Origin of the sequence: Myroides sp. (assembly GCF_032073645.1) — a bacterium.
In the GTDB taxonomy this organism is placed as follows: domain Bacteria; phylum Bacteroidota; class Bacteroidia; order Flavobacteriales; family Flavobacteriaceae; genus Flavobacterium; species Flavobacterium odoratimimum.
On sequence record NZ_DAMANB010000032.1, the window covers coordinates 1 to 24,371 of the forward strand.

The 24,371-nt window shown below is 35.4% G+C and carries 21 protein-coding genes; 13 read left to right on the plus strand and 8 right to left on the minus strand.

From position 1 onward, the window contains the following. Positions 1-573: 573 nt before the first annotated feature. Positions 574-1,008: a VOC family protein gene (locus RT228_RS16955; protein ID WP_006257791.1), complete on the minus strand. Its 435-nt coding sequence runs from the start codon at positions 1,006-1,008 to the stop codon at positions 574-576. Positions 1,009-1,297: 289 nt separating this feature from the next. On the opposite strand from RT228_RS16955, the gene RT228_RS16960 reads away from it, so the two are divergent. Continuing rightward, positions 1,298-1,714, plus strand: coding sequence for an HPP family protein (locus RT228_RS16960; RefSeq protein WP_006257790.1), 417 nt, complete (start codon positions 1,298-1,300; stop codon positions 1,712-1,714). A 164-nt stretch (positions 1,715-1,878) separates the two neighbouring features. Here the strand turns inward: RT228_RS16960 and RT228_RS16965 are convergent, their stop codons facing one another. From RT228_RS16965 to panC, 3 genes are read right to left on the minus strand one after another with little or no spacing between them, the layout of a single operon-like run. Then, positions 1,879-2,847 (minus strand): YbhN family protein, encoded by a 969-nt coding sequence (locus RT228_RS16965; protein ID WP_006262535.1) that lies wholly within the window; start codon positions 2,845-2,847, stop codon positions 1,879-1,881. A 7-nt stretch (positions 2,848-2,854) separates the two neighbouring features. Further along, positions 2,855-3,205, minus strand: a complete 351-nt coding sequence (gene panD / locus RT228_RS16970) for an aspartate 1-decarboxylase (RefSeq protein ID WP_006257788.1) — start codon at positions 3,203-3,205, stop codon at positions 2,855-2,857. Positions 3,206-3,217: 12 nt separating this feature from the next. Beyond that, positions 3,218-4,066, minus strand: a complete 849-nt coding sequence (gene panC / locus RT228_RS16975; protein ID WP_006262536.1) for a pantoate--beta-alanine ligase — start codon at positions 4,064-4,066, stop codon at positions 3,218-3,220. Between the two features lie 110 nt (positions 4,067-4,176). Here panC and RT228_RS16980 point away from each other — a divergent pair, with 110 nt between their 5' ends. The 5 genes from RT228_RS16980 (at position 4,177) to RT228_RS17000 (ending at position 10,499) form a co-directional block, all read left to right on the plus strand. Next, complete coding sequence (locus tag RT228_RS16980) at positions 4,177-4,980, plus strand: glycogen/starch synthase (RefSeq protein ID WP_006257786.1); 804 nt, start codon at positions 4,177-4,179, stop codon at positions 4,978-4,980. A gap of 51 nt (positions 4,981-5,031) precedes the next feature. Further along, positions 5,032-6,675, plus strand: a complete 1,644-nt coding sequence (locus RT228_RS16985) for a DUF4270 domain-containing protein (RefSeq protein ID WP_006262537.1) — start codon at positions 5,032-5,034, stop codon at positions 6,673-6,675. A gap of 6 nt (positions 6,676-6,681) precedes the next feature. Then, positions 6,682-8,526: a glutamine--fructose-6-phosphate transaminase (isomerizing) gene (gene glmS, locus RT228_RS16990; RefSeq protein ID WP_006260490.1), complete on the plus strand. Its 1,845-nt coding sequence runs from the start codon at positions 6,682-6,684 to the stop codon at positions 8,524-8,526. Between the two features lie 153 nt (positions 8,527-8,679). After that, positions 8,680-10,191 carry a F0F1 ATP synthase subunit beta gene (atpD, locus tag RT228_RS16995; RefSeq protein ID WP_006257781.1) on the plus strand — a complete coding sequence of 504 codons (1,512 nt, stop codon included), beginning with the start codon at positions 8,680-8,682 and terminating at the stop codon, positions 10,189-10,191. 26 nt (positions 10,192-10,217) lie between these two features. After that, a complete protein-coding gene (locus RT228_RS17000; protein WP_006257780.1) occupies positions 10,218-10,499 on the plus strand; it encodes a F0F1 ATP synthase subunit epsilon in 282 nt (93 codons plus the stop codon). A 61-nt stretch (positions 10,500-10,560) separates the two neighbouring features. Here RT228_RS17000 and RT228_RS17005 read toward each other — a convergent pair whose 3' ends face one another. Beyond that, positions 10,561-11,121 carry a hypothetical protein gene (locus RT228_RS17005; protein ID WP_006257779.1) on the minus strand — a complete coding sequence of 187 codons (561 nt, stop codon included), beginning with the start codon at positions 11,119-11,121 and terminating at the stop codon, positions 10,561-10,563. Between the two features lie 143 nt (positions 11,122-11,264). Between RT228_RS17005 and radA the strand changes: the two genes are divergently transcribed. The 7 genes from radA (at position 11,265) to RT228_RS17040 (ending at position 20,288) form a co-directional block, all read left to right on the plus strand. Further along, positions 11,265-12,635: a DNA repair protein RadA gene (gene radA / locus RT228_RS17010; RefSeq protein WP_006257778.1), complete on the plus strand. Its 1,371-nt coding sequence runs from the start codon at positions 11,265-11,267 to the stop codon at positions 12,633-12,635. A 16-nt stretch (positions 12,636-12,651) separates the two neighbouring features. Next, positions 12,652-14,301: a DUF4139 domain-containing protein gene (locus RT228_RS17015; RefSeq protein WP_313139026.1), complete on the plus strand. Its 1,650-nt coding sequence runs from the start codon at positions 12,652-12,654 to the stop codon at positions 14,299-14,301. Positions 14,302-14,509: 208 nt separating this feature from the next. Continuing rightward, positions 14,510-14,941, plus strand: coding sequence for an IS200/IS605 family transposase (gene tnpA, locus RT228_RS17020; RefSeq protein ID WP_059050942.1), 432 nt, complete (start codon positions 14,510-14,512; stop codon positions 14,939-14,941). 513 nt (positions 14,942-15,454) lie between these two features. Then, the gene (gene ltrA, locus RT228_RS17025) at positions 15,455-16,846 is read left to right on the plus strand and encodes a group II intron reverse transcriptase/maturase (protein WP_313139028.1); all 1,392 of its coding nucleotides are present in this window, start codon (positions 15,455-15,457) and stop codon (positions 16,844-16,846) included. An 89-nt stretch (positions 16,847-16,935) separates the two neighbouring features. Continuing rightward, positions 16,936-17,394, plus strand: coding sequence for a YetF domain-containing protein (locus RT228_RS17030; protein ID WP_313139030.1), 459 nt, complete (start codon positions 16,936-16,938; stop codon positions 17,392-17,394). 104 nt (positions 17,395-17,498) lie between these two features. Next, complete coding sequence (locus RT228_RS17035; protein WP_313139032.1) at positions 17,499-19,247, plus strand: alkaline phosphatase D family protein; 1,749 nt, start codon at positions 17,499-17,501, stop codon at positions 19,245-19,247. 243 nt (positions 19,248-19,490) lie between these two features. Then, positions 19,491-20,288 (plus strand): M48 family metallopeptidase, encoded by a 798-nt coding sequence (locus tag RT228_RS17040; RefSeq protein WP_006257772.1) that lies wholly within the window; start codon positions 19,491-19,493, stop codon positions 20,286-20,288. 1,002 nt (positions 20,289-21,290) lie between these two features. Here the strand turns inward: RT228_RS17040 and RT228_RS17045 are convergent. The 3 genes from RT228_RS17045 to RT228_RS17055 all read right to left on the minus strand — a co-directional run bounded on the left by RT228_RS17045 (position 21,291) and on the right by RT228_RS17055 (position 24,320). Then, entirely contained in the window at positions 21,291-21,974 is a 684-nt protein-coding gene (locus RT228_RS17045) for a hypothetical protein (protein WP_006266101.1), read from the minus strand. A gap of 85 nt (positions 21,975-22,059) precedes the next feature. Next, positions 22,060-23,517, minus strand: a complete 1,458-nt coding sequence (locus RT228_RS17050; protein WP_006266102.1) for an oligosaccharide flippase family protein — start codon at positions 23,515-23,517, stop codon at positions 22,060-22,062. Positions 23,518-23,537: 20 nt separating this feature from the next. Continuing rightward, positions 23,538-24,320 (minus strand): PdaC/SigV domain-containing protein, encoded by a 783-nt coding sequence (locus tag RT228_RS17055; protein ID WP_006257768.1) that lies wholly within the window; start codon positions 24,318-24,320, stop codon positions 23,538-23,540. Between the last annotated feature and the right edge of the window lie 51 nt (positions 24,321-24,371).

Sequence of the window (24,371 nt, forward strand, 5' to 3'; positions counted from 1 at the left end):
GCACAAAGATATTATTTTACACTTTCCTCCCCAACTTTTAACGTTGATCCTGATTATCTTCATTTTATTACCTGTTCATCTACTAGAGCATAAGCTTTTCTTCATTTTTAATTCTATCGATATCAAGTTAATATTCGCTTGGATTCCATTTTTTAGAGCGATTAATAGGTGCTAGAACTAGCGTATTCTGTTATCTTTTTTACATTAATATTAGGGGTGGTCGGCATGTGGTCGGCTAGTGATGGGCATTTGGTCGGCTAAAAAGTGCTATAAATAAGCCTATCACCTGCCTATCACTATACTATTAAATAGGGAGCATAGGAAGGAAAGTGAAAACATTGTCTCACCTGTGTAGAGGATGATAACAGAAGATGTCTAATGGGAATAAAAAGAAAATCCCCTAATAAGATCTCTTAGTAGGGGATTGATAATTATATAGTGTCTACAACAGTAGTGTTGGATAATATTAGTTAGTTCTATTTAAAGCTAGTCTTTTATAAAGTGGTGTAATTAGAAAAAAAATCCCAACAGAAGGCTACTATTGGGATGGGATGATTAGGGGTTATGGTCTTATTAGTACTGTCCGTCTCTACTGAAGTTGATCATCCATTGGATGCCAAATTGGTCTAATACCATTCCAAAATAGTCACCCCAAAACATGTCTTCGATCGGCATGATCACAGTACCACCTACCGCTATCTTAGCGAATAGATCATCTGCCTCTGCTTGGCTATCTGTGGATACTGATATCGAGAAATTGTTCCCTTGTACAATAGGTGTTGGATCGCCACATGAAGTATCACTACCCATTAAGACAGATTTACCGATAGGAAGTGAGACGTGCATGATTTTGTTCTTGTCCTCTTGGGATACTACGAATTCTGGGCTATCTGGAATGCTGTCGAATCTAACGAGGTAAGTGAATTCTCCTCCAAATACAGATTTATAAAAATTAAATGCCTCTTCACAATTGCCATTGAAGGTTAGATAAGTGTTCGTTGTTGCCATAGATATAATTTTTTAAGTGGTTAATTATGAAGCAATTTAGGTAAAAAACAGGCTTTTGGATAAACTGTTTTGAGATAAATTGTCACAATTTTTATTTTTCGAGTATTGGCAAGGGATTGGAGAGTTTTGAGATTGTGGTATATTCACTTATGGTGAATAATGTGTTCTATAAATACAACATTGCTATATAAATTACGACATTATTATTTAGTAAAACCTGCTTTTTATCATGTATTATGAGGTATGTAAGTGCAATCTTTGTACTAGAACAATAAAACACTATAGCACTATGAAACAAAGAGTACCTGTATCTCAAATTATGTCTAAAGCACTTATAGCTGTGCCAACTAATAAAAAGTTAAGTGAAGTAAACCAATTATTAGTAGAATATAATATTAGACATATCCCTGTTATAGAAGCAGAGAATGTAGTGGGGATCATCAGTAGCAACGATATCTTAAAGATAGGATATGGAGCGAATGATCTAGACCAAAGTGCATTAGACGCTATTTATGACGCTTATAAGTTAGAAGATGTAATGACGAAGAACCCAATCGTGGTGATGGATGATACTAATATCAAAGATGTAGCTGAGATCTTCTCTAAACAGCAGTTTCACTCACTTCCGGTAGTAGATAAGGATAATGTACTACAAGGAATAGTGACAACTACAGATATGATCAATTACTTGATAGCACAATATTAAAACAACAACAATTATCCCCACAAAGTAACCTATAAAGAAATAATGATTTATAACTGATAGCGCTGTTTATACCATCATTATACCAATTTACTGGTTTGTACTATTAAAGAGTGCCTGTCTAATATTTTAGATAGGTGCTTTTTTTATGATGAGGTAGTGCGAGATTAGTTTTTCTTTTGATTATAATATAGGGGTAAGATTAAGAAGGATAGTGCTCCGAATATGACTACGATAGCGGTTTGTGTAGTCCATAATATCCATCCAAAGGCTGTACCTGCGACAGCAGAGATGCTGTAGATAGACAATAATTCTGCGATGATTAGCGGGAATGCTCCAAAACCTCCATTAGTAAATGATACAGCAAAGCTACCTGCTACAAAGGCAGACATAACGATAGGAATGCTTAGTGTACTAGTGGCTTCTATGGCGTGTGTACCGAAGTAAAATGTAGCGATATAGCCAAACCAAATAAGAAAAGTGTGGAATAAGAAACCAACTTTATAAGGCATCTTAAAGATGCTGCTGACTCCTTCTGTAAGTCCTTTGATTTTATTTTTAATAAATAGAATCACTTTCCATTTGCTATAATAAAATAAGGCAATAGTGGCTAAGAAACCTACGAATGCGATGATAGCTAATATACTTAGTTTCTCCACTGGAACCTTGGCTAATAAGAAGTCTTTTAATACTTCATACTGTAAGATCAGAGCTACGAATACACAAAGCAATAAACAGATAAGGTCAATAATTCGTTCTGAAACAATGGATCCAAAGCCTTTGTCAAAAGGGACTTTCTCGTACTTCTGCAAGACGATCGCTCTAGATACTTCTCCTGATCTAGGTACCGTCAGGTTAAGAAGATAGCCGATAGAGATAGCCATAAAGTTAGTGAATGTGGATACAGGATATCCCATATAGCGCAAGGCGTATTTCCACCTATAGGCACGTGCCCATAGACTTAAAATAGAAAAGAAAGAGGAGATGATAATATAGTTATAATTAGCATCTCTAAACTGAGATTTCATCTCCTCTATCTGATCTTCAGTAAACTGATTATAGGCGTAATAAACCAAAAAAACTCCCAACAAAAGTGGGAGTAATATATTCAATAATTTACTGATATTTTTTTTCAATAAGAGGCTATGTTAAGGTGTTGGTCTCTTCATTAGGGAATACGATAGAAGGTTTGAATGTCTTCGCTTCTTCAAAATCCATAATTCCATAAGTAATAATGATAATGATATCCCCTTTGTGTACTTTACGTGCTGCAGGACCATTTAAGCAGATCTCTCCACTGTTACGAGGTCCAGGGATAGCATAAGTTTCAAAGCGTTCTCCATTGTTAATATTAACAATCGAAACTTTCTCTCCTTCTATGATGTTAGAAGCTTCCATTAAAACTTCGTCAATCGTAATACTTCCGATGTAGTGTAGGTCTGCTCCAGTTACAGTTACACGGTGAATTTTTGATTTTACTACTTCAACTTGCATTTCGCGTGAGTTTTAGTTAAAAGATATATTGTCAATTAGTCGAATGCCTTCGATATGAGCAACTAAGAATCCTCTGTATCTGTGAGCCTCATCTTTAGATGTAGCTGTTTTTAGAGTATCTTCTTCTGCTATAGTGAAGTATTCGAGTTCAAAGTTAGGATTATTTTTAAATTCATTCTCAACAAAAGCGTTAACTTTAGAAATACTTTCACTTTTGAATAAATCCTTGGCTTTCAACAATACTTGATATAAGAAAGTTGATTTTTTTAATCCTTCAGTAGATACTCGTTCGTTACGAGAACTCATGGCTAATCCGTCCGTAGCTCTGAAGATAGGCACTCCGATAACCTGTACAGGTATATGAAGCTTATCTACCATCTTGCGGATGATCTGCAATTGTTGGAAGTCTTTTTCTCCAAAATAAGCTTTGTTAGGCGTAACAAGCTCAAAAAGTTTACTCACGATAGTTCCTACTCCATCAAAATGACCAGGGCGAGAAGCACCTTCCATTTCGTTTTCTAGTCCATCAAAATCAAATGATTGGGCTACAGTATTTCCACCGTAAATCTCATCAACAGACGGTGCAAATATTACAATTTGTTCAGAAAGAGACTTAATGATCTCCTGATCTCTTTCTAAAGTACGAGGGTATTTTTCTAAATCTTCTGCATTGTTAAATTGCGTCGGATTAACGAAAATACTTACTACAGTACATTCATTTTCATTTAATGATTGTTCCATTAATGAAAGGTGCCCCTTATGGATGGCCCCCATTGTTGGTACAAGACCAATTGCCTTATTAGCGTCGCGAAATGGTTTTAAATACGCTTGTAATTCGGCTTTTGTACTAAAAAGAAACATTAGCTTCGTGTTTAAAATAATGGCAAAATTAGTTATTTAGAAAATAACTGCATAAATTTTTGTAAATTTGCAATGTTTATTTGTTTCAAACACAGAAATTATAATTGAAGATGAAAGAAAAGAGGATATTATATGTATCATCTGAAGTGGTACCTTATTTAGCAGAAAATGAAGTTTCATTAATGTCTTATGATGCTCCTAAAATGATTAATGATCAAGGAGGACAGATAAGAATTTTTATGCCTAGATATGGTAGCATAAATGAGAGAAGACATCAATTACACGAAGTTATTAGATTGTCAGGTATGAATCTAGTCGTAAATGATATGGATATGCCACTAATCATTAAGGTAGCTTCTATCCCGAAAGAGCGTATTCAAGTTTACTTTATAGATAATGACGAGTATTTTAAAAGAAAATCTACTTTCTCAGATGAGGATGGAACATTGTATCCTGATAATGATGAAAGAGCTATTTTCTTTACAAAAGGTGTAATCGAAACGGTTAAGAAACTTAACTGGGTTCCTGATGTGATACATGTACAAGGTTGGATGGCATCATTGCTGCCAGCTTATTTAAAACATTATTATAAAGATGAAGCTATTTTCTCTGATACGAAAGTAGTTACTTCTATTTTTAGTGAAGGATTTAGCGGTGTCTTAGATGCTACTATGAAAGAAAAAATAGCATTCGATGGCTTCCCAGAAGACGTAGTGAATGACTTCGAGAACCCTACTTATGAAAGTATCATGATGAATGCTATCAAAAATTCGGATGGCGTTATCGTTGCTTCAGAAGAGGTAAGTTCAAATTTAACAAAATTTATAGAGTCTTCTGAAAAACCTTTTTTACCTTTCGTAGCTAAAGATGAGTTTGCTAAAGCTTATACTGAATTTTATCAGAAGTTTTTTTAATAGCTATATCAGAATAGAATAGTAATAACCCAAATAGATTGGATTGACTAGATGAACCAAAAGAATATATTAAAAGGAATATCTCTTGTATTAGGCTTTATGGCCTTACAAGCTTGTGAGAGTGATTTTACAGAAACGGGAAGTGATATAATAGGAGGAGGAAACTTCGATATCGAATCGTATAACGTAAAGGATATAAAAGCTTATAATCAAGCTTATGGAGCAGTAGATGGAAGTAGATTAGGAGAAGTCCCTTTTGGGTATCTAGACAATGGATTATTTGGTGCTACTAGCAGTGATTTGGTTGTTCAGTTAGCTAACTCAACATCAGTTGCTGGAGATATTGGTGAGAATGTAAAGGTAGACTCTGTATATGTGTATGTGCCTTACTTTTCTCAATTTGACAAAGTAGATAATAAAGTTAATTACTACAAACTTAAAAATGTATATGGTGAAGGTTCTATAGACTTAAAAGTTTATCAGAATAACTATCACTTGATGGATGTAGACTTAACAGATGGTTCTGCATCTAAATACTATACTGATCAAACAGGTGCTTTAATCGATAAAAATAAGATTAATACACAGTTAAATACTTCGGGACAGTCGTCTCAGAATACTAATTTTACTTTTACAAATAGAGAAATCATTACTTATAAGACAGATAAGGATGGTAATCCTATTAAAGATCCAAATACAGGAGATAATCAGATTAAAGAACGTCTTATCCCTGGAATGTGGTTAGACTTAGATAAAAATTACTTTGAGAAATTTATTACTGAAAACAAAGCGAAGTTGTCAGAAACGAATGGATTCAGTGAGTTGTTTAAGGGATTATATCTAAGAGCAGAAGGAAACGGAAGTAAAGGAACTACAGGATTATTAGATATTGCTAAAGGTAAAATCGTAGTTATATTCCATGTTGATAAAAAGACAAAAGGAGAAGATGGTAAGGAAGTGATTACACGCGAAAGAAAAGAAGTTACACTTAGCTTAAGTGGTAATACGGTAGGAACTAAGAAATTTAGTGTGAATATGTTTAGTACACTTCTAGACGGAACTTACCAATCAGAGGTGGCTAATGCAAATAAAGTGCAAGGTGATGAAAGCCTTTACATAAAAGGTGGACAAGGTAGCTTAGCAGTTATCGATCTTCTAAAGTCTAATAACCTTGAAGAGTTAAAAGCACTTAAGAAAGAGGACGTATTGCTGAACGAAGCTTACTTAACGATCTATGTGGACAAGGAGCGTATGCAAGGGCAACCTATCCCTGAGCGTCTGTTCTTATACGATTATGACAACAGTATTGCGTTGTCAGACTTTGCTAATGATGCGGTGAGTACATCTCAGTATATCAAACAAGGATATAACGGTATCTTCGTAAAAGAAGATAAAGAGAATAAAAAAGAAGGGTATTATTATAAGTTTAAAATCACTGACCACATAAGAGGTCTTCTGAAAAGTAAGAATGACGTGAGCCCTAAATTAGCCTTGACTGTTGCGAATAACTTTGCAGTAGGAGGGTATGTTAATCAGAAATTGAAAAACGAAATAAACAACGAACCTACTAACGTGAATGTTGTTCCAGCTTATGCTGTTAGCTGCCCAATCGGAGTTGTACTTCATGGAGCGAATACTACGCTGGACAATAAGAAGATGAAGTTAGAGATTTTTTATACTAAAGCTAAAAAGTAAACAAGTATGTGTGGAATTGTTGGATATATAGGTCATCGCGATGCGTTCCCTGTTATTATTAAAGGTTTAACAAGATTAGAGTACAGAGGATATGACTCTGCTGGTCTTGCTATATTCGATGGAGAGACAATCAATCTTTGTAAAACAAAAGGTAAAGTTGTTGATTTAGAAGAAAAAAGTACAGATGCAATAAAAAAAGGAACAGTAGGTATAGGGCATACTAGATGGGCTACACATGGTGTTCCAAATGATGTGAACTCACACCCTCACTTTTCTAATTCGGGTGAATTAGTTTTAATTCACAACGGTATTATAGAGAACTATGATTCTCTTAAGCAAGAATTAATTAAAAGAGGTTATACATTTAAGTCTGAAACAGATACTGAGGTATTAATTAACTTAATCGAGGATGTACAAAAAACTCAAGGTGTTAAGTTAGGAAAAGCTGTTCAGATCGCTTTAAATCAAGTAGTGGGAGCGTATGCTATCGCTGTAATGGATATCAAAAAACCAGACGAAATAATAGCTGCTAGACTTGGTAGTCCATTAGCTATCGGAATCGGTGAGAATGAGTACTTCATTACATCTGATGCATCACCTTTTATCGAGTATACTAATAATGCTATTTATTTAGAAGATGAAGAAATGGCTATTATTAGACTGCACAAACCATTGCGCATTCGCAAGATTAAAGATGACTCATTAGTTACACACTACGTTCAAGAGTTACAATTAAACTTAGAGCAGATCGAGAAGAATGGTTACGACCATTTTATGCTAAAAGAGATATACGAGCAACCAGAGGTAATTAAAGATACTTTTAGAGGTCGTTTATTAGCTGATCAAGGTTTGATCAGAATGGCAGGTATCGAAGATAATATCGATAAATTCTTAAATGCGAAGAGAATTATTATCGCTGCTTGTGGTACATCTTGGCATGCTGCTTTAGTAGCTGAGTATGTAATCGAAGAGTTTGCAAGAATACCAGTAGAAGTAGAGTATGCTTCTGAATTTAGATATAGAAACCCAATTATTGACTCTAGTGATGTTCTGATTGCTATTTCTCAATCTGGAGAGACAGCAGATACTCTTGCCGCTATTAAATTAGCGAAAGAAAAAGGAGCATTCGTATTCGGAGTTTGTAATGTGGTAGGATCTTCTATTTCTAGAGAGACACATGCTGGAGCTTATACACATGCTGGACCTGAGATTGGTGTTGCTTCTACAAAAGCATTTACAACTCAGATTACAGTATTGACTTTAATTGCTCTTCGTTTAGCAAAAGCAAAAGGAACTTTACCTAATTCTGAATATTTAAAATATTTACATGAATTAGAGCTAGTGCCTGAGCGCGTAGAGGAAGCGTTAACTCAAAATGAAGAAATATTAAAAATCTCTCAGGTTTATAAAGACTCAACTAACTGCTTATACTTAGGTAGAGGATATAACTATCCTGTGGCATTAGAAGGGGCGTTAAAACTGAAAGAAATCTCTTATATACATGCAGAAGGATATCCTGCTGCTGAGATGAAACACGGTCCAATCGCTTTAATTGACGAGCATATGCCAGTTATCGTAATTGCACCTAATCAAGATCACTACGATAAAGTAGTGAGTAATATCCAAGAGATTAAAGCAAGAAATGGAAAAATCATTGCTGTGGTAACAAAAGGAGATAAGCAAGTAAGAGAACTAGCTGATCACGTTATCGAAGTACCTGGTATTTCTGAGGCTTTAACTCCAATATTAACGACAATTCCATTACAACTGTTATCTTATCACATCGCTGTTTTAAGAGAGTGTAATGTTGACCAACCGAGAAACTTGGCTAAGTCAGTGACGGTTGAATAATAGTATAAAAGTGAGTCTTTTTAAGACTCGCTTTTTTTTTATTTAAAATAAAATTTCAAAGTTTTAATATTCAGAGAAAAAAACTATCTTTGCACTCTGAAAAAGTAGAATTTTTCGATAAACGTAAATAGCTGTTAAATAAATACATAAGCAATGTCTAAAGTTACAGGAAAAGTTGCGCAAGTTATCGGGCCAGTAGTTGACGTAGTATTCAACACTGCAAATGCCGAGCTTCCAAAGATTTATGATTCATTAGAAATCACAAAACCAGATGGTACTAAATTAATCCTAGAGGTACAATCTCATATTGGAGAAGATACAGTAAGAACAATTTCAATGGACTCTACAGACGGTTTAAGTAGAGGATATGAAGTAGCATCTACAGGATCTCCAATCCAAGTACCAATTGGTAAAGATGTATTTGGTAGATTGTTTAATGTTGTAGGAGACGCTATTGATGGTCTTGGAAACTTACCAAAAGAAGGTTCTAATGGTTTACCAATTCACCGTTCTGCTCCAAAATTTGAGGATTTATCTACTTCAACTGAAGTATTATTCACAGGTATCAAAGTAATCGACTTAATTGAGCCTTACGCAAAAGGGGGTAAAATTGGTTTATTCGGAGGTGCTGGAGTAGGAAAAACAGTATTGATTCAGGAATTAATTAATAATATCGCTAAAGGACACGGTGGACTTTCAGTATTCGCTGGAGTTGGAGAGCGTACTCGTGAGGGTAATGACTTACTACGTGAGATGTTAGAGTCAGGTATTATTAAATATGGAGATGACTTCATGCACTCTATGGAAAATGGAGGATGGGATTTATCTAAAGTAGATAAACCAGGTATGAAAGAATCTAAAGCTACATTCGTATTCGGTCAGATGAATGAGCCACCAGGAGCACGTGCACGTGTTGCATTATCAGGATTAACTATTGCTGAGTTCTTCCGTGATGGAGCTGGTGATGACCAAGGAAAAGACGTATTATTCTTCGTAGATAATATCTTCCGTTTTACTCAAGCTGGTTCTGAGGTATCTGCATTATTAGGTCGTATGCCTTCTGCAGTAGGATACCAACCAACATTAGCTACTGAGATGGGAGCTATGCAAGAGCGTATTACTTCGACTAAAAAAGGATCTATTACTTCTGTACAGGCGGTTTACGTTCCTGCGGATGACTTAACTGACCCTGCACCAGCAACAACGTTTGCTCACTTAGATGCTACAACAGTATTATCTCGTAAGATTGCAGAGTTAGGTATTTATCCAGCAGTTGATCCACTAGAGTCTTCTTCTCGTATTTTGACTCCAGAGATCTTAGGAAAAGACCACTATGCTTGTGCTCAAAGAGTAAAAGAGATTTTACAGAAATATAAACAATTACAAGATATCATCGCGATCTTAGGTATGGAAGAGTTATCTGAAGAAGATAAACAAGCTGTATACAGAGCTCGTCGTGTTCAACGTTTCTTATCTCAACCATTCCACGTAGCTGAGCAGTTTACTGGTATCCCAGGTGTATTAGTTGATATTAAAGATACTATCAAAGGATTTAATATGATTATCGATGGTGAGTTAGACCACTTACCAGAGGCAGCTTTCAACTTAAAAGGTTCAATCGAAGAAGCGATTGCAGCTGGAGAGAAAATGCTTGCAGAAATATAATCTAATTAATATTTAAAGAGATCGACATGAGATTAGAAATTGTATCACCTGAGGCTACTTTATTTTCTGGAGAAGTTACTTCAGTTTCAGTTCCAGGAGCAAATGGAGAGTTTCAGATGTTAAATAATCACGCTCCTATTGTTTCTATCCTAACAAAAGGAAGTGTAAAGTTCACAGGGCAAAACATTTCTATTGCACCAGAGTTTAGTTCTAAATTCGAGAAAGTAAGTAATGATACTTATCATTTACCTATCAGTCTTGGAACTATCGAATTAAGCGATAATAAGATTATTATATTAGCTAACTAATTAGCTGATTAGAAATAAAAAAAGACCTACTCAATGAGTAGGTCTTTTTTTGTTCTATATATTAGAAGGTATAGCCGATACTTAATCTTAGTGCTAAACCTGTTTCTTTTTCAGTTGGTCTATGATCATAATGTATTCTATAGAAATCAATACCGATACCAGCTTCGTAAGAAAAATTAGATTGACCTATATTTCGTCTTATATTCCACATAGGAGATAGATGAGATGATTTTTCTACCTTAATGTTGTCTTTTGAATCCGTACTTGTAAGTGCATCTGGCATATAATCAAAGCCTAAAGAAAGAAAGTTAGCTGAATTATTCTTTGTGTTTTTACCTTTTCGAACTCTTTTATTAAAGTTATAGTAATATCTAGATTCTACTCCTAAGGACAAAGAAGCGATGTAATCTACATAATCAGAGTTACCGAAAAAGCCTACGTTGTATTGTACTTTCCCTAGTACAGTTAACTGATCTACTATTGGGTATTCATAGTTAACTCCAACTCCAAGTAGGTGTATTCCTGCTTCAAAGCGTTTCTCTAATTTTTGTTCTTGTGCATGCACAGCATTAAAGCTTAATGTTAGTGTAGCTATTAAAGCTGTGTAAATTAGTTTTCTCATGTGTTAATAGTGTGTTTTATTGTAGTAAATATAAATGTTATTATAGAATAAATTTATTTCTTGTTGGGTAATTAGTTTTTATCAAGTTATTATTGTCTAATGATAACATCGTATCTTCGTAAGAAGATTTTAAATAGAAAGTAATGGCAAAGGTAAAGACGGCTTTTTTCTGTCAGAGTTGCGGTACACAATACGCTAAATGGCAAGGACAATGTAATGCTTGTAAAGAGTGGAATACACTTGTAGAAGAGGTAATCCAAAAAGAAGAAAAGACAGCGTGGAAAGCAGTAAGTAGTTCGCCTAATACCATGAAGAAGGTAGCGAAGCCTCTAAAGGTACGAGAGATAGACAGTACAGAGGAGATACGTATGAATACTATGGATGGTGAGCTAAATCGTGTTTTAGGTGGTGGACTGGTACCTGGCTCTATGGTGCTTTTAGGTGGTGAGCCTGGGATAGGAAAAAGTACATTATTATTACAGATATCTCTGCGTTTGCCTTTCAAGACTCTCTATGTATCAGGAGAGGAAAGTCAGAAACAGATAAAGATGAGGGCAGAGCGTATTAACCCTGCTAATGACAACTGTTATATTCTTACGGAGACCAATACACAGAACATCTTTCGTCAAATAGAGGAGATACAGCCTGATGTATTAATCATTGACTCTATTCAAACTTTGCATACTGAATATATCGAATCTTCTGCAGGGACTGTTTCTCAGATCAAAGAGTGTACAGCTGAGCTAACCAAATTCGCTAAAGAAACTGGAACTCCAGTGTTGATCATTGGACATATAACAAAGGATGGAAGTATAGCAGGACCTAAAATGTTAGAACACATGGTGGATACTGTACTACAATTTGAAGGAGATAGAAATCACGTATATCGAATACTAAGAGCGAATAAGAACCGTTTTGGTTCTACAGCAGAACTTGGTATTTATGAGATGCAAGGAAGTGGTCTTAGAGAAGTGTCTAACCCTTCTGAAATATTAATATCACATAAGGAAGAAGAATTATCAGGAACAGCTATAGCAGCTACTTTAGAAGGGATGCGCCCACTTATGGTAGAGGTACAAGCCCTTGTGAGTACAGCTGTATATGGTACTCCACAGCGTAGTGCTACAGGGTATAATCTGAAGCGACTGAATATGATCTTAGCTGTACTAGAAAAAAGAGCTGGATTTAGATTAGGGCAGAAAGACGTATTCTTAAATATCACGGGAGGTATTACAGTAGATGATCCTGCTATTGACTTAGGAGTTGTGGCAGCTATTCTATCTTCAGATCAAGATATGTCTATTGGCAAAGACTTTACATTCGCTGGAGAAGTAGGGCTATCTGGTGAGATTAGACCTGTAAATAGAGTAGACCAACGTATACAAGAAGCAGAGAAGCTTGGTTTCTCTACTATTTTTGTTTCAAAATATAATAAGATTAGTCATACTGGTAGAGGAATTAAGGTTGTTCTAGTGACTAAGATTGAAGATGTAGTAGAATACCTCTTCGGATAACTTAAAATTGAATACTATGAAAAAGAATCTAACGATTGTTACATTAGCTTTGACTACGGTTATGACATGGGCACAGAAGCCTGTGTTTACACCTGCTAAGCTAGAGAGTGCCCGAGTATACTTTAACAGTGCTGAATTGACGCATAAGGCCAAAGTGAAGTTACCTAAGGGAACTTCAGAGGTAGTGATTACCAATGTAGCTGATTATCTAAACGAACCTACTATACAGATCGGATCTATATCTGAGGTGACAGTCATGGCTATACAGTATAGTAATCGATATGTAGAAGAATATGATAGTCCAGTAGATTCTCCATTGTTGAAGCCTGTAAGAGATAGTATTAAATTAGTTCAAACTGAATTAAAGAAGGTGAATAATGCTATTGATGTAGAAAGTAGAACAATTGCTTTATTAGACTCTAATCAGAAAGTAGGTGGAGAACAAGGAACAACTACTGCAGAAGTGATGAAGATGGTAGACTATTATAAAACAAAGAGACTACAGCTGAGTACAGAGTTAGATAAGTTAAACGAGAAGAAGGATGACCTTAATACTCGACTAACCAATTTACAAGATAAGCTTGCTTTTAATGAAGGCAAAAGTGAGAAATCTAGCAAGGGTAAGCTGATTATACAAGTAATGAATGACAGAGAAGGTGAAGTGCCTTTTCAGATTAAGTATTTAACGAATGCTGCGTCATGGAAGCCTTTCTATGACCTAAGAGTAGAGAAGATTAACTCTCCTGTAAAAGTAGTTTATAAAGCGGATGTGAAACAGAGTTCTGGTATTGACTGGAGAGGTGTGAATCTAAGTTTGACAAGTGGTGTTGCGAATCAGAGTAATGTTATTCCTACTTGGAGAACGTGGTTCCTTGATTATAGGGGGGCTATGTCATCAGTATATGGTGGTGGAAAGCCTGGAGTGGGAATAGGTATGAAGAAAGCCAATGCTAGTGCTGCTCTTGAAATGTCTACAGCTAATGCTTCTTATTCTACAGCTGAAAAATCAATAGTCTATGAGGAAAGTACAATGAGTAGCTTTACTCAAGTCAATGAATCACAACTAAACGTATCATTTGATATAAATATTCCGTACACGGTGATGTCTAATAATAAGTCACATAGTGTATCACTTAACGACTTTTCTATTCCTGCAGAGTATAAGTATTATGTAGCTCCTAAGCTTGATCTAAATGCTTATTTAGTAGCAACGATTAAGGACTATGGTAATTATAACTTATTAGCAGGGGAGGCAAACGTAATCTTTGATGGAGTATACGTTGGTAAGACTATGTTGAACCCTGCAAACACAGAAGAGGAGATGAAACTAAATATGGGTAAAGACCCTAAAGTAGCAGTTACTCGTATTTTATTAAAAGATAAATCAGGTACTAAGATGTTATCTTCTAAAAAGTCTCAAAACTTCGTATACGATATTACGATTCGCAACAACAAAGCTGAGCAGATAGATATACAAGTAGAAGACCAGTATCCTATTAGTTCTAATAAAGATATAGAAGTAGAATTAACAGAGACTTCATCAGGAAAGCTTAATGAAGAGAAAGGACTTGTGAAGTGGGATCTTAGACTGAAAGGAAATGATAGTAAATCACTTCGTTTTGGATACCAAGTGAGATATGATAAGAATCAAACACTTAATCTATAAGTGTATTAAAGGAATCTTTATAGAAGCCATATAGCGTAAGTTATGTGGCTTTTTTTGTTTAAATTTGAAGTAAAAGCAAGTATTTATGGAGTATTTAGATATCGTATGGAGAAGTGTGGCTGTATATTTATTGGTCGCAGACTGTAGTTAAAACTATGCACTTTAGTGCATTTAGCTTTCAGCTTCTAAAAATGTTTACCTTTGATATATGGAATATCAACGAACCGGAGGACATAGTGTATCACGTTTAACTGCCCATATAGTATGGGTGACTAAATATCGTTATCCAGTATTGGAAGGAGATATTCAGATACGTTGTCGTAGTCTGATCATTCAGATTTGTGAAGCAGAAGATATTCAAATTTTAAAAGGTGTAGTATCAAAGGACCATGTTCATCTTCATATAGAATATCGACCATCTCAAAACATAAGCAATATTGTCAAACTCTTCAAGGGTCGTACCTCAAGGAAACTCCAAATAGAATTTCCTGAGTTGAAGCACAGATACTGGGGACGTCACTTTTGGGCAATAGGCTTTGGTTGTTGGAGTACAGGAAATATTACTGATGAAATGCTAAATCAATATCTTGAACACCATCGTAAATCAAATGATAACGGAGGTAACTTTATACTTGAGTAAGTAGCTCCACCCAGGCAGACTTTAGTCTGCTTTAACAAACTATGGACTTTCAGTCCATAGTGGTTGTGTGCCCAGCATGGGCAATAACTCTAGGGTGCAAGTCCCGAACACACCTTTACAGTGGGAAGTGTTAGCTAATAGCAAGGGTGTCCATCGTGAGGTGGAATCTGAAGGAAGCTTACGGCAAAACCTTGACCTGACGAACAGAAACTATATATAAGGCTCAAAGTATCGGATAAGGTTGCAACCCAAACTGAAGTCCTAAACTGTACAGAGATATGCGAGTAAATATAGCAGGTACATGAGGTGAAAGTTATTGTTCTTACCTGGGGAGGTCTTACAGACGTAGGGAATTTTTTTACAGAACTACGGATAATAATTGCTGTAAGAAGTCAGCAGAGGTCATAGTATGTGTTGCAACAAGCTTGGCAATACCAAGAAGTCTTACAAAACACAGAAGGACCGAACTTAATTAAGTGAGTAGTAAATGAATGTTACCTAATGAAGGGAAGAATGCAGAAAATATCGGTGAATATTGATAACTACCTTGACAATGATAGGGCGGAACCCGAGAGCTATCAAGGAGTGCAGACTTTTATTGGGATAACCGAAAACAACCTCACGGAAGTACGATTAGGGAAGATAGACACATTTGAACAAATTCTAAGCCCATCCAATTTAAACTTAGCTTATAAACGAGTTAAGGCAAATAAAGGGAGTCATGGAATAGACAAGATGTCTACAGGAAAAATGCTAGAATGGCTCTTAGTTCATAAAGAGTCACTGCTGAGCTCATTAGTAAACGGGAGGTATAAGCCTCAAGGAGTCCGCAGAGTAGAAATTCCCAAAGAAGGAGGAAAAATCCGATTATTAGGAATACCTACAGTTATTGACAGACTTGTACAACAAAGTATAGCACAAGTATTATCAGGGATTTATGAACGAGACTTCCATCCAAGTAGCCATGGATTTAGACTTAAAAGAGGATGCCATACAGCACTCAGAGAAGCTAAGAACCATCTGCATGCTGGTTATCATTATGTAGTAGACTTGGATTTAGAGAAGTTCTTTGATACTGTTAATCATAGTAGACTAATAGAACTTTTATCTAAACGAGTTAAAGACTCTCGTGTAATATCACTTATACATAAGTATCTAAACTCTGGAGTGATTATAAATGGGAAACTTGAACAGAGTAACCAAGGAGTTCCTCAAGGAGGACCTCTGAGCCCTCTACTGAGCAATATAATGCTTCATGAATTAGATATGGAACTCGACAGACGTGGTCATCGGTTTGTTCGTTATGCAGATGATTGTTTAATCTTTTGTAAGAGTAAAAGAGCATGTAAGCGTGTAAAGGAGAGTATAACTATATTCATAGAAACAGTACTGTACTTAAAAGTTAATAAGGAGAAAACAACCATAGGATATGCTCGCGGAAAGAAGTTCTTAGGATATAGCTTCTATGTTGGTAAAAACCAGCAATGGGAATTATGTGTACATACTAATAGCTATGACAAACTCAAAGAAAAATTAAGAGTAATTACCAACCGAAGTAATGGGAAAGGGTATGAAAAACTCAAAGAAACATTAAAAATGTTTATAAGAGGTTGGGTATCCTACTTTAAGTTAGCAAATATGTCAGATAAGATAAGACGTGTAGATAAATGGCTTCGGACAAGAATACGGATGTTTATATGGAAGAACTGGAAGAGTAAAGTGTTAAGGTATACAAATCTTAAAAAGATAGGTGTTAAAGCTAATCAAGCTTATCAATGGGCTAATACCCGAAAGGGGTATTGTCGTGTAGCCTTGAGTCCTGTTTTAAAAACATCATTGAATATTTGGGTTTTAAGGAAAGCAGGTTATACATTTCTAAATGACATTTACCTAAAAGTATCGTAAATTAAGAACCGCCATGGTACGGATCCGTATGCCTGGTGGTGTGAGAGGTCGGCTGAAGAAATAATCTTCAGCCTCCTACTCGATTATTTATGATTATAGCGATGCGCGTGTTTGGCAAGAAGCAGTTGTCTCAGTTAAACACATTTGACGTTGTTTTAATGCTCTTAATTAGCAATTCAGTACAGAATGCTATGGTTGGCCCTAATACAAGCTTAGAAGGAGGAATATTAGCTGCTTTTGTTTTGTTTTCTTTAAACTACGGAATGAAACGACTGATCGCTCACAACAAACTTGTCAATCGATTACTCCAGCAGAAGCCTGAAGTCATTATTCAGCACGGTATGGTTGATTTCGCTAAAGCTACTCAGCTAGGCATTACTTCAGAAGAGTTGACTGAAGCTATGCATGAGCATGGTGTAGAGTACTTCAAACAAGTGAAATTAGCAACATTAGAAATCAATGGAAGCATCAGTATTATCGCTAAAGATAATGAAGGGCAGTATAAAGAGACTTTTCATAAGCGCAAGGGAAAACACCAAACAGTCTAAGCACTATAAATTAACATATAGCGCTTAATGGTTACGGATTGTTAACCTGGTTTTAATTCTCTGATAATGCAAGAAGAGTTGTTTTGTGACAAAGTTTTTAAAGTATGGATAATTCACAATTCAATAGAAGGAAGTTCTTGCGCACTTCTTTATTAGCATCAGGAAGTTTATTTTTAGCTCCTATAATTATTAGTTGTTCTAATGACGATTCAAGTACCCCTAACACAGATGGTGTAGATGGACAGTTTCAGATCAAAAACTTTGACTATGGTGTAGCTAGTTTTGACCCAACTGCTACTAGTATTATCATTTGGACTCGCTATGCCAATGCTAATACTGAAATAGTATGGGAAATAGCAAAAGACCTTCATTTTAAAGATATTGTTCGTCAAGGTAAAGTGACTGTTGCCTCTCTTTCAGATAATACAATCGCTATAGAAATACAAGACCTACCTTCTAATAGTAAGTTTTATTATAGATTCTATAATACTTCTGCCAAAGATACTTCTGTGATCGGGGAGACCATCACACTACCTGCTACATCAGATCAAGTGAGTAATGTGAAGCTAGCCATAGCGTCGTGTTCTAATTATCCTGCAGGTCTATTTCATGTCTATGGTGAGATGGCTAAGTCAGATGCAGATGTCATTATCCACTTAGGTGATTATATCTATGAATACGCTCCTGGACAATATGGTACTAATGCGAGTACATTAGCCTTTAACAGAGCTCATAAACCGAATAAAGAGATCGTTACTTTAGAGGATTATAGAGAGCGATATAGACAGTATAGAAGTGATGCTAACCTTCAGTTGGCACATCAGAAGAAGCCTTTTATCTGTGTGTGGGATGATCATGAGATAGCTAATGATACCTATAAAGATGGTGCAGAGAATCATCAGCCAGAAACAGAAGGTAGTTTTGAAGCAAGAAAAAGAGCAGCATTACAGGCGTATAGTGAGTTTATACCACTAAAGACTGGTAAAGACGCTCGTATCTATAGAAGTTTTGACTTCGGTAATATTCTTTCCTTACACATGTTAGATACTCGAGTTATTGCGCGAGATAAACAGTTGAGTTATGGCAATTATATGACGGCTAGCGGCTTTGATCAAGCTAAGTTTATGCAAGATTATATGAACCCTAATCGTCAATTATTAGGGAAAGAACAGTTGGGGTGGTTAGCAGGTCAGATGAGCTCTAGTGGGGCTACATGGCAAGTGTTAGGACAACAGATCTTAATGGCGAAGATGCTTGTTCCTGCTGAGTTTTTAATGATTGTTAATCAGATCATGACAGAGATAGAGACTGGAGGAAGCGCTTCTGCTAACTCGATGCTGGCTTTACAAAAGGCTGTAGGAGAATTAGTAGTGATTAAAACTCGCTTACTGCAAGGAGATCCTACACTTACAGCACAAGAGAAAGCTAGAGTGACTACTGTACTTCCATATAATCTAGATGCATGGGATGGGTATGCGGTGGAGAGAGAGATGCTGTATAGCTTATGCAGAGGAAAAAAGGTAATGACACTAGCAGGAGATACTCATAATGCATGGTATAGTCAGATGAAGACACAGACAGGAGAGGTGGTAGGATATGAGCTAGCAACTAGCTCGGTTAGTTCACCTGGTATGGAGACGTATTTAGGAATATCGAATGATCCGAGTCAGGCTAGACAATTAGAACAAGTAATGCCATTATTAATAGATGAACTAGACTATGTGAATCTAACAGATAGAGGATATTTATATATTGATTACACTACATCTGGTGCTAAGGCAGAGTGGAGATTTGTAGATACTGTATTTAATAGTAATTATACAGTACAAACTAAAAAAACAGTTGTGATATAATAAGTTGTTGTATTTCATATTATTTAGGGAGCTCTTAGGAGCTCTTTTTTAGTTGGGTAATACGTCTAAGTAGTTGGATATTGGGCGTTTTATTTTGAATGGTTTAATGGAGAAATACGAATGTTTTTAGGTCTTTTTGAGAATCTAATAGCGTTGTTATAGGTTGATTATGAATGTTTAATGTTCGATTAGCGAATTTAAAATAAAAGAGTACATTTGTTCTTGTAAAAAAATATTAACATTATGAAAAAAGTTTTATTATCTGCATGTTTAGTGTGTTTTGCAATAGGAACAGCTAATGCACAGTTTGGTAAATTAAACCCAAAGAAGATCGAAGCAGGTCTAAAAGCAGCTAAGGCGTTTACAGTAAGTGATGAAGAAGTAGCTCAGTCTGCTGCCGCTGCTGTTAAGTGGATGGATGAGAATAACCCTGTGTGTACAGTGAAGGATAAAGATCCTAAGAAGAAAGCATATGCAGAGCGTTTAGAGCGTATCTTCGGGCCATATAAGAACTATGATGGTCTAGATCTAAACTATAAAGTATATTACGTTACAGACGTGAATGCTTTTGCTTGTCCTGATGGAAGTGTACGTGTATTCTCTTCATTGATGGATATTATGAGTGATGATGAGCTATTAGGTATCATCGGTCACGAGATCGGACACGTAAAATTAAAGCACTCTTTAAATGGGTATAGAAAAGTATTGTTAGCAGAAGCAGCTGTACAATTTGCTGGTACAACTCAAGGTACAGTAGGTGACTTAATGAAAGGAGACCTAGGGGCTTTAACAGAAAAACTTATTGGAGCTCAGTTCTCTCAAGGACAAGAGACTGATTCAGATGATTACTCTTATAAATTCTTAGTAGCGAATGGTAAGAACCCACAAGCATTAGCAGATGGATTCCAAAAGTTTGCTGATATGGAGAAAGAATATGGAGCTGATAAATCTACTAAAGCTAAAATATTCTCTACTCACCCTGATAGTGAGAAGCGTGTAAAACGCATCGAAGATAAAATCAAAAAAGACGCTAAGAAATAGTCGTCTAAACAACAATATGAAGAGCCATTTCTGTATAGAAGTGGCTTTTTTTTGCTTCTATGTATAAGTATCTAAGCCTATTTTGATGAAATACTTATAATAGTCTTCTCGTATTTTTTAAAAAATACACTTCACTTTTTTAAAAAAATGCTGTTTTAAGTGTACTAATCAGGCATATTTTAGAGTTATTGTCTCTCTTTTTTTAGAAAAACATTGATTTTGGGTACTAATGAGGGGCTATTCTAAAAAAAAGGATATATTTTTTTTAATAGGTAATTATTGTAAGTGGTTGTTATTTAGTTATTTGTGTTTTTCTTGTGTTTTTTCTCTTCTTGGTGTATTTATCACTATCCTAGAGGATATCTACCTTTGTCTTAATTTGCTCGACAGTTAGTGGAGAATAGGGCGTAAATAGTGGACTAGAGAAATAGTAGTCGAAGAATGCTTTTAGTATTGATCATGTATTACCCAAGAAGAAAGAATGGGGAAAGAAAGGGCAGAGGTTCTATGCTATTTTAAGAAATAGATGGATAGGGTAGCATTTGATTATAGCAATACAGTTTGTAGCGCTTGATGTGAAATGTTTAAGTAAATGGCGATGAAGATCTGTTGCTTAGAATTAAGTGTTAATCAGTAGAATAATTCATGTTGTCTGGAGATTGAGAATAGCTAAGAGAGAGCATTGATATACGGTTATCTTGATCTTTTCTTTTTTTTCCTCTTTTTCTTTTGATTAGGTTTTTTTACGATAAGAAGATGCTTTATATAAGCACTTAGTAAGATAAATATAAGTGCATCCACGAATATAAGGCTGCTGTACGTATTCTTAAGACTAATGTGATAGATAAATAAGCCCACTAGCGCTATTTGGCATAATGCTAGTATTCTCATTTGTGTGGTTATCTTATTATGAGGTTTTGTACTCATGGTGTATTACAGACTTAGATGATACTATAATCTCTTAGAGATATGAGAGATGTGTTGTCATTATCTAAGAAGGAGTTATTGGTTTATAATGAATAAAATAACTATGATTATAAGGGAGATGAAGAAGTAGATTAGTTTACGAATATTCTTTTGCCTCAAATTAGGATCATGGTCAGGTTTATCATTGTATCTGTTATCATCAGCGTGCTTATAGGGGGCCAATTCTTTAAATTCCTTGTTGTCTATCGAGGCTATACCTGTTCCAGTACCTATTAAGTCTATTGGGTCGAAGTACCGTATAGGATAAAGTTCCTGTTTTTTTATCGATGTTATCTCTCTGTTTATACCCTTAATGAAGTCCTGTGGTGAGTCACAACAGCGAATATAGTATAGTATCTCTAAATTAATCACACCTCCTTGAGAGAGATGACTCTCTATACAAGCTATAAAATCATCGTATAGAGGTAATGCTTGATTGAGTTGCTTCTCTATCTTTTCTCTAGCTATTGCGGAATTGGTATGAAATTTTTCTTTAGAGATAGTGATTGTACATGCGGTATTATCTATACTCTCATCATCTCTCTCATATTCCAGATCGAAATCTACGAATCTATAAGCTTGTTCCCAGTGAGGTATTCTACTACTTATCATCTCATGGTCTAGTAGGCAAATCCAGAAGAAAGGTAAAAATAGTCTCTCTTCAAAGAGTGTAATAGAACTGTTGTCTTTAGTAATACTCAAAAAGATTTCGTTAGTCATAACGTGTTTTTTTAGAGTATTAAATATAAGACAATTAAACACATGTTAAAAAAAATCCATTACTAATTAGTAATGGATTCTATATTTATCGTTTGATCATTTTTTTGATAACGGTATTTTCAAATTTGTATATAACACCTAAGAATACGAGTATAAAGGCTATTCCAACGAAGTAGTTTTCTCTGAAGCAGTAGAAGTATATAAAGCTAAGGAGTATAGATATTCCTAAGTATCCTCCTATAGCTCTTTTGTCATAAGGGATAGGATAGTGTTTTTGTCCCATCACATAAGAGACTAGCATCATGGATGCATAGGCTATCAGAGTAGCTATCGCTGATCCCATATATCCCCAAATAGGGATAAGGATAAAGTTAAAGATCAGTGTGAATACAGCTCCCATAATAGAGATGTAAGCTCCTATGGCAGTTTTGTCCCTTAGTTTATACCATACAGATAGGTTGGTATAGATTCCCATACATAAGTTGGCTAAGATGATAAGTGGAACAACAATCATCGCATCCCAATAAGACTCATTTCTAATGAACAAGACTTTCAATATATCTGCAAATACGATAACGCCTAACATAATCATACTACCAAAAATAGTGAAGTACTTAGTAATGGTAGCATACTTAGTAGGTGCGTCGTCATTCTTAGCATAGTTAAAGAAGAATGGCTCTATACCTAGCGTATACGCTTGTCTAAATAGAACCATAAACAATCCTAACTTATAGCATGCAGCATATTTTCCTACTTCTGATAGTGCGATATCAGCAGGTAATAGTCGTTCTAATAATATCTTGTCAAAACCTTCATTAACCGCAAATGCAAGTCCTCCTACCATGATAGGAAAACTGTAGGTAAGCATCTGTTTATTCAGTTCTTTATTAAATTTAAACTTGATTCTGAAGTAGTCCTTATAAAAGACTAAAAAAGTGAATAAACTAGCAACAAGGTTAGCAATGAATATATAGACTACTTGATTTCCCTCTTTATAAATAGTGTTGAATATACTATCTGGATAAGCGTTATTTAGCTTAGGTAGGTAGTATAAGAAGAATATATTAAGAGCAGTGTATATACATACATTCGCTATCCTGATGGCGCTGTAGTATAGAGGTCTCTGATCTGCTCTAAGCTTAGCAAAAGGAACTATAACTAAGGCGTCTAGTACTAAAATAAAGAGTACATAGTATAATAGTTCATTTGATACACTAAGGATAGAAGCCCAAAAATCTAAGGTCAATACGCTAATTATGGCGAATAGTAAAGTGGTGCATCCAAGGAATAATAAACTGTTATTAATAACCTCTTTCTTATCCTCTTGTTTATTATAAAATCTAAAGAAGGCGGTCTCCATCCCAAATGAAAGTATCACATTTAGAAACATCATAATAGAGAAAATAACACTATACTGACCATAGTCGTTATTTTGCATCAAGTCTGTGTGAAAAGGAACTAGGAAGAACCCAATTACTTTAGGAAATACTGCTGCTAATCCGTAGATAGCCGTTTGTTTAAATATCTTTTTATAAATGCTCACAACTCTTTGTTTAGCGGGTATTATTTATTTGTGTTTGGCTTAGGTTTTAGTTCAAAGCTTAGGTAAGGGACTATTTCTTCTTGTGTGAATGAGATGGTGATTACCTTGCTTGCAACTGTGCTTACATCTGTAGTAGTAAAGTTAAGTACTACACTATCTTCATAGATAAAGATGTTCTCTGGCATCTCTAGAGAATCTTCTTCTAGTGATAGTTCGCTTATATTAGTAGCCTTCTCTTTACCGTTATCATTTAATTCTTTTAACTTGTTGATCACTAGTTTTTTGAAGTCCCCATAGTTTTTAAACAACTGTTCCTTACTGTATTGTTCTCCTGTAGCAGGGTTATAGTGCATCGTTTTCTCTCCTTGAAATCCGTTAGCTCCTCCTGTGAAAATATAGTAATCTAAGGCAAAGCTGACTAAGTTGTCCCCGTAGAAGGTTACGATATTATTCGCTTTCGCTTGCCAAGGTATTGTCGCTTTAGGAAATTTCTTAACCATATTGGTATAAGCATTCGTAAACGAGATTACAATACTGTCATAGTTAGTAGCCTGTTTCTTCTCATTTTCAAAAGAGAGAATCTCATTAATGATAGAGAGGTTATCCTTGTTGATTCTGTCTGCTATTTCATTTTGAGGATCGACTATCTCTGCTGTTGTAATCTTGATCTCAGTACAGTCCTCATCAACACAAGTGTCTAATAATATCTTCTGGTACACTTTTTCCTCAAAAGAGAAACTCTTCTCTTTCATGCAGCTCGCAACAGCTATTGAAAGGAATAGAATTAGTAAGATTTTTTTCATGCTTTTTTTCATAGGTATGTGCAAAGCTATGAAAATTGTTATGATTATAGT

Excerpts from the sequence above, each read along its gene's own strand:
- RT228_RS17035 (WP_313139032.1), top strand. The coding sequence starts at position 17,499 with ATGGATAATTCACAATTCAATAGAAGGAAGTTCTTGCGCACTTCTTTA.
- atpD (WP_006257781.1), top strand. The coding sequence starts at position 8,680 with ATGTCTAAAGTTACAGGAAAAGTTGCGCAAGTTATCGGGCCAGTAGTT.
- radA (WP_006257778.1), top strand. The coding sequence starts at position 11,265 with ATGGCAAAGGTAAAGACGGCTTTTTTCTGTCAGAGTTGCGGTACACAA.
- RT228_RS16985 (WP_006262537.1), top strand. The coding sequence starts at position 5,032 with ATGAACCAAAAGAATATATTAAAAGGAATATCTCTTGTATTAGGCTTT.
- tnpA (WP_059050942.1), top strand. The coding sequence starts at position 14,510 with ATGGAATATCAACGAACCGGAGGACATAGTGTATCACGTTTAACTGCC.
- RT228_RS17045 (WP_006266101.1), bottom strand. The coding sequence starts at position 21,974 with ATGACTAACGAAATCTTTTTGAGTATTACTAAAGACAACAGTTCTATT.
- panC (WP_006262536.1), bottom strand. The coding sequence starts at position 4,066 with ATGTTTCTTTTTAGTACAAAAGCCGAATTACAAGCGTATTTAAAACCA.
- RT228_RS17005 (WP_006257779.1), bottom strand. The coding sequence starts at position 11,121 with ATGAGAAAACTAATTTACACAGCTTTAATAGCTACACTAACATTAAGC.
- ltrA (WP_313139028.1), top strand. The coding sequence starts at position 15,455 with ATGCAGAAAATATCGGTGAATATTGATAACTACCTTGACAATGATAGG.
- RT228_RS17040 (WP_006257772.1), top strand. The coding sequence starts at position 19,491 with ATGAAAAAAGTTTTATTATCTGCATGTTTAGTGTGTTTTGCAATAGGA.
- RT228_RS16980 (WP_006257786.1), top strand. The coding sequence starts at position 4,177 with ATGAAAGAAAAGAGGATATTATATGTATCATCTGAAGTGGTACCTTAT.
- RT228_RS16960 (WP_006257790.1), top strand. The coding sequence starts at position 1,298 with ATGAAACAAAGAGTACCTGTATCTCAAATTATGTCTAAAGCACTTATA.
- RT228_RS17055 (WP_006257768.1), bottom strand. The coding sequence starts at position 24,320 with ATGAAAAAAATCTTACTAATTCTATTCCTTTCAATAGCTGTTGCGAGC.
- RT228_RS17000 (WP_006257780.1), top strand. The coding sequence starts at position 10,218 with ATGAGATTAGAAATTGTATCACCTGAGGCTACTTTATTTTCTGGAGAA.
- glmS (WP_006260490.1), top strand. The coding sequence starts at position 6,682 with ATGTGTGGAATTGTTGGATATATAGGTCATCGCGATGCGTTCCCTGTT.
- RT228_RS16955 (WP_006257791.1), bottom strand. The coding sequence starts at position 1,008 with ATGGCAACAACGAACACTTATCTAACCTTCAATGGCAATTGTGAAGAG.
- panD (WP_006257788.1), bottom strand. The coding sequence starts at position 3,205 with ATGCAAGTTGAAGTAGTAAAATCAAAAATTCACCGTGTAACTGTAACT.
- RT228_RS17030 (WP_313139030.1), top strand. The coding sequence starts at position 16,936 with ATGATTATAGCGATGCGCGTGTTTGGCAAGAAGCAGTTGTCTCAGTTA.
- RT228_RS17015 (WP_313139026.1), top strand. The coding sequence starts at position 12,652 with ATGAAAAAGAATCTAACGATTGTTACATTAGCTTTGACTACGGTTATG.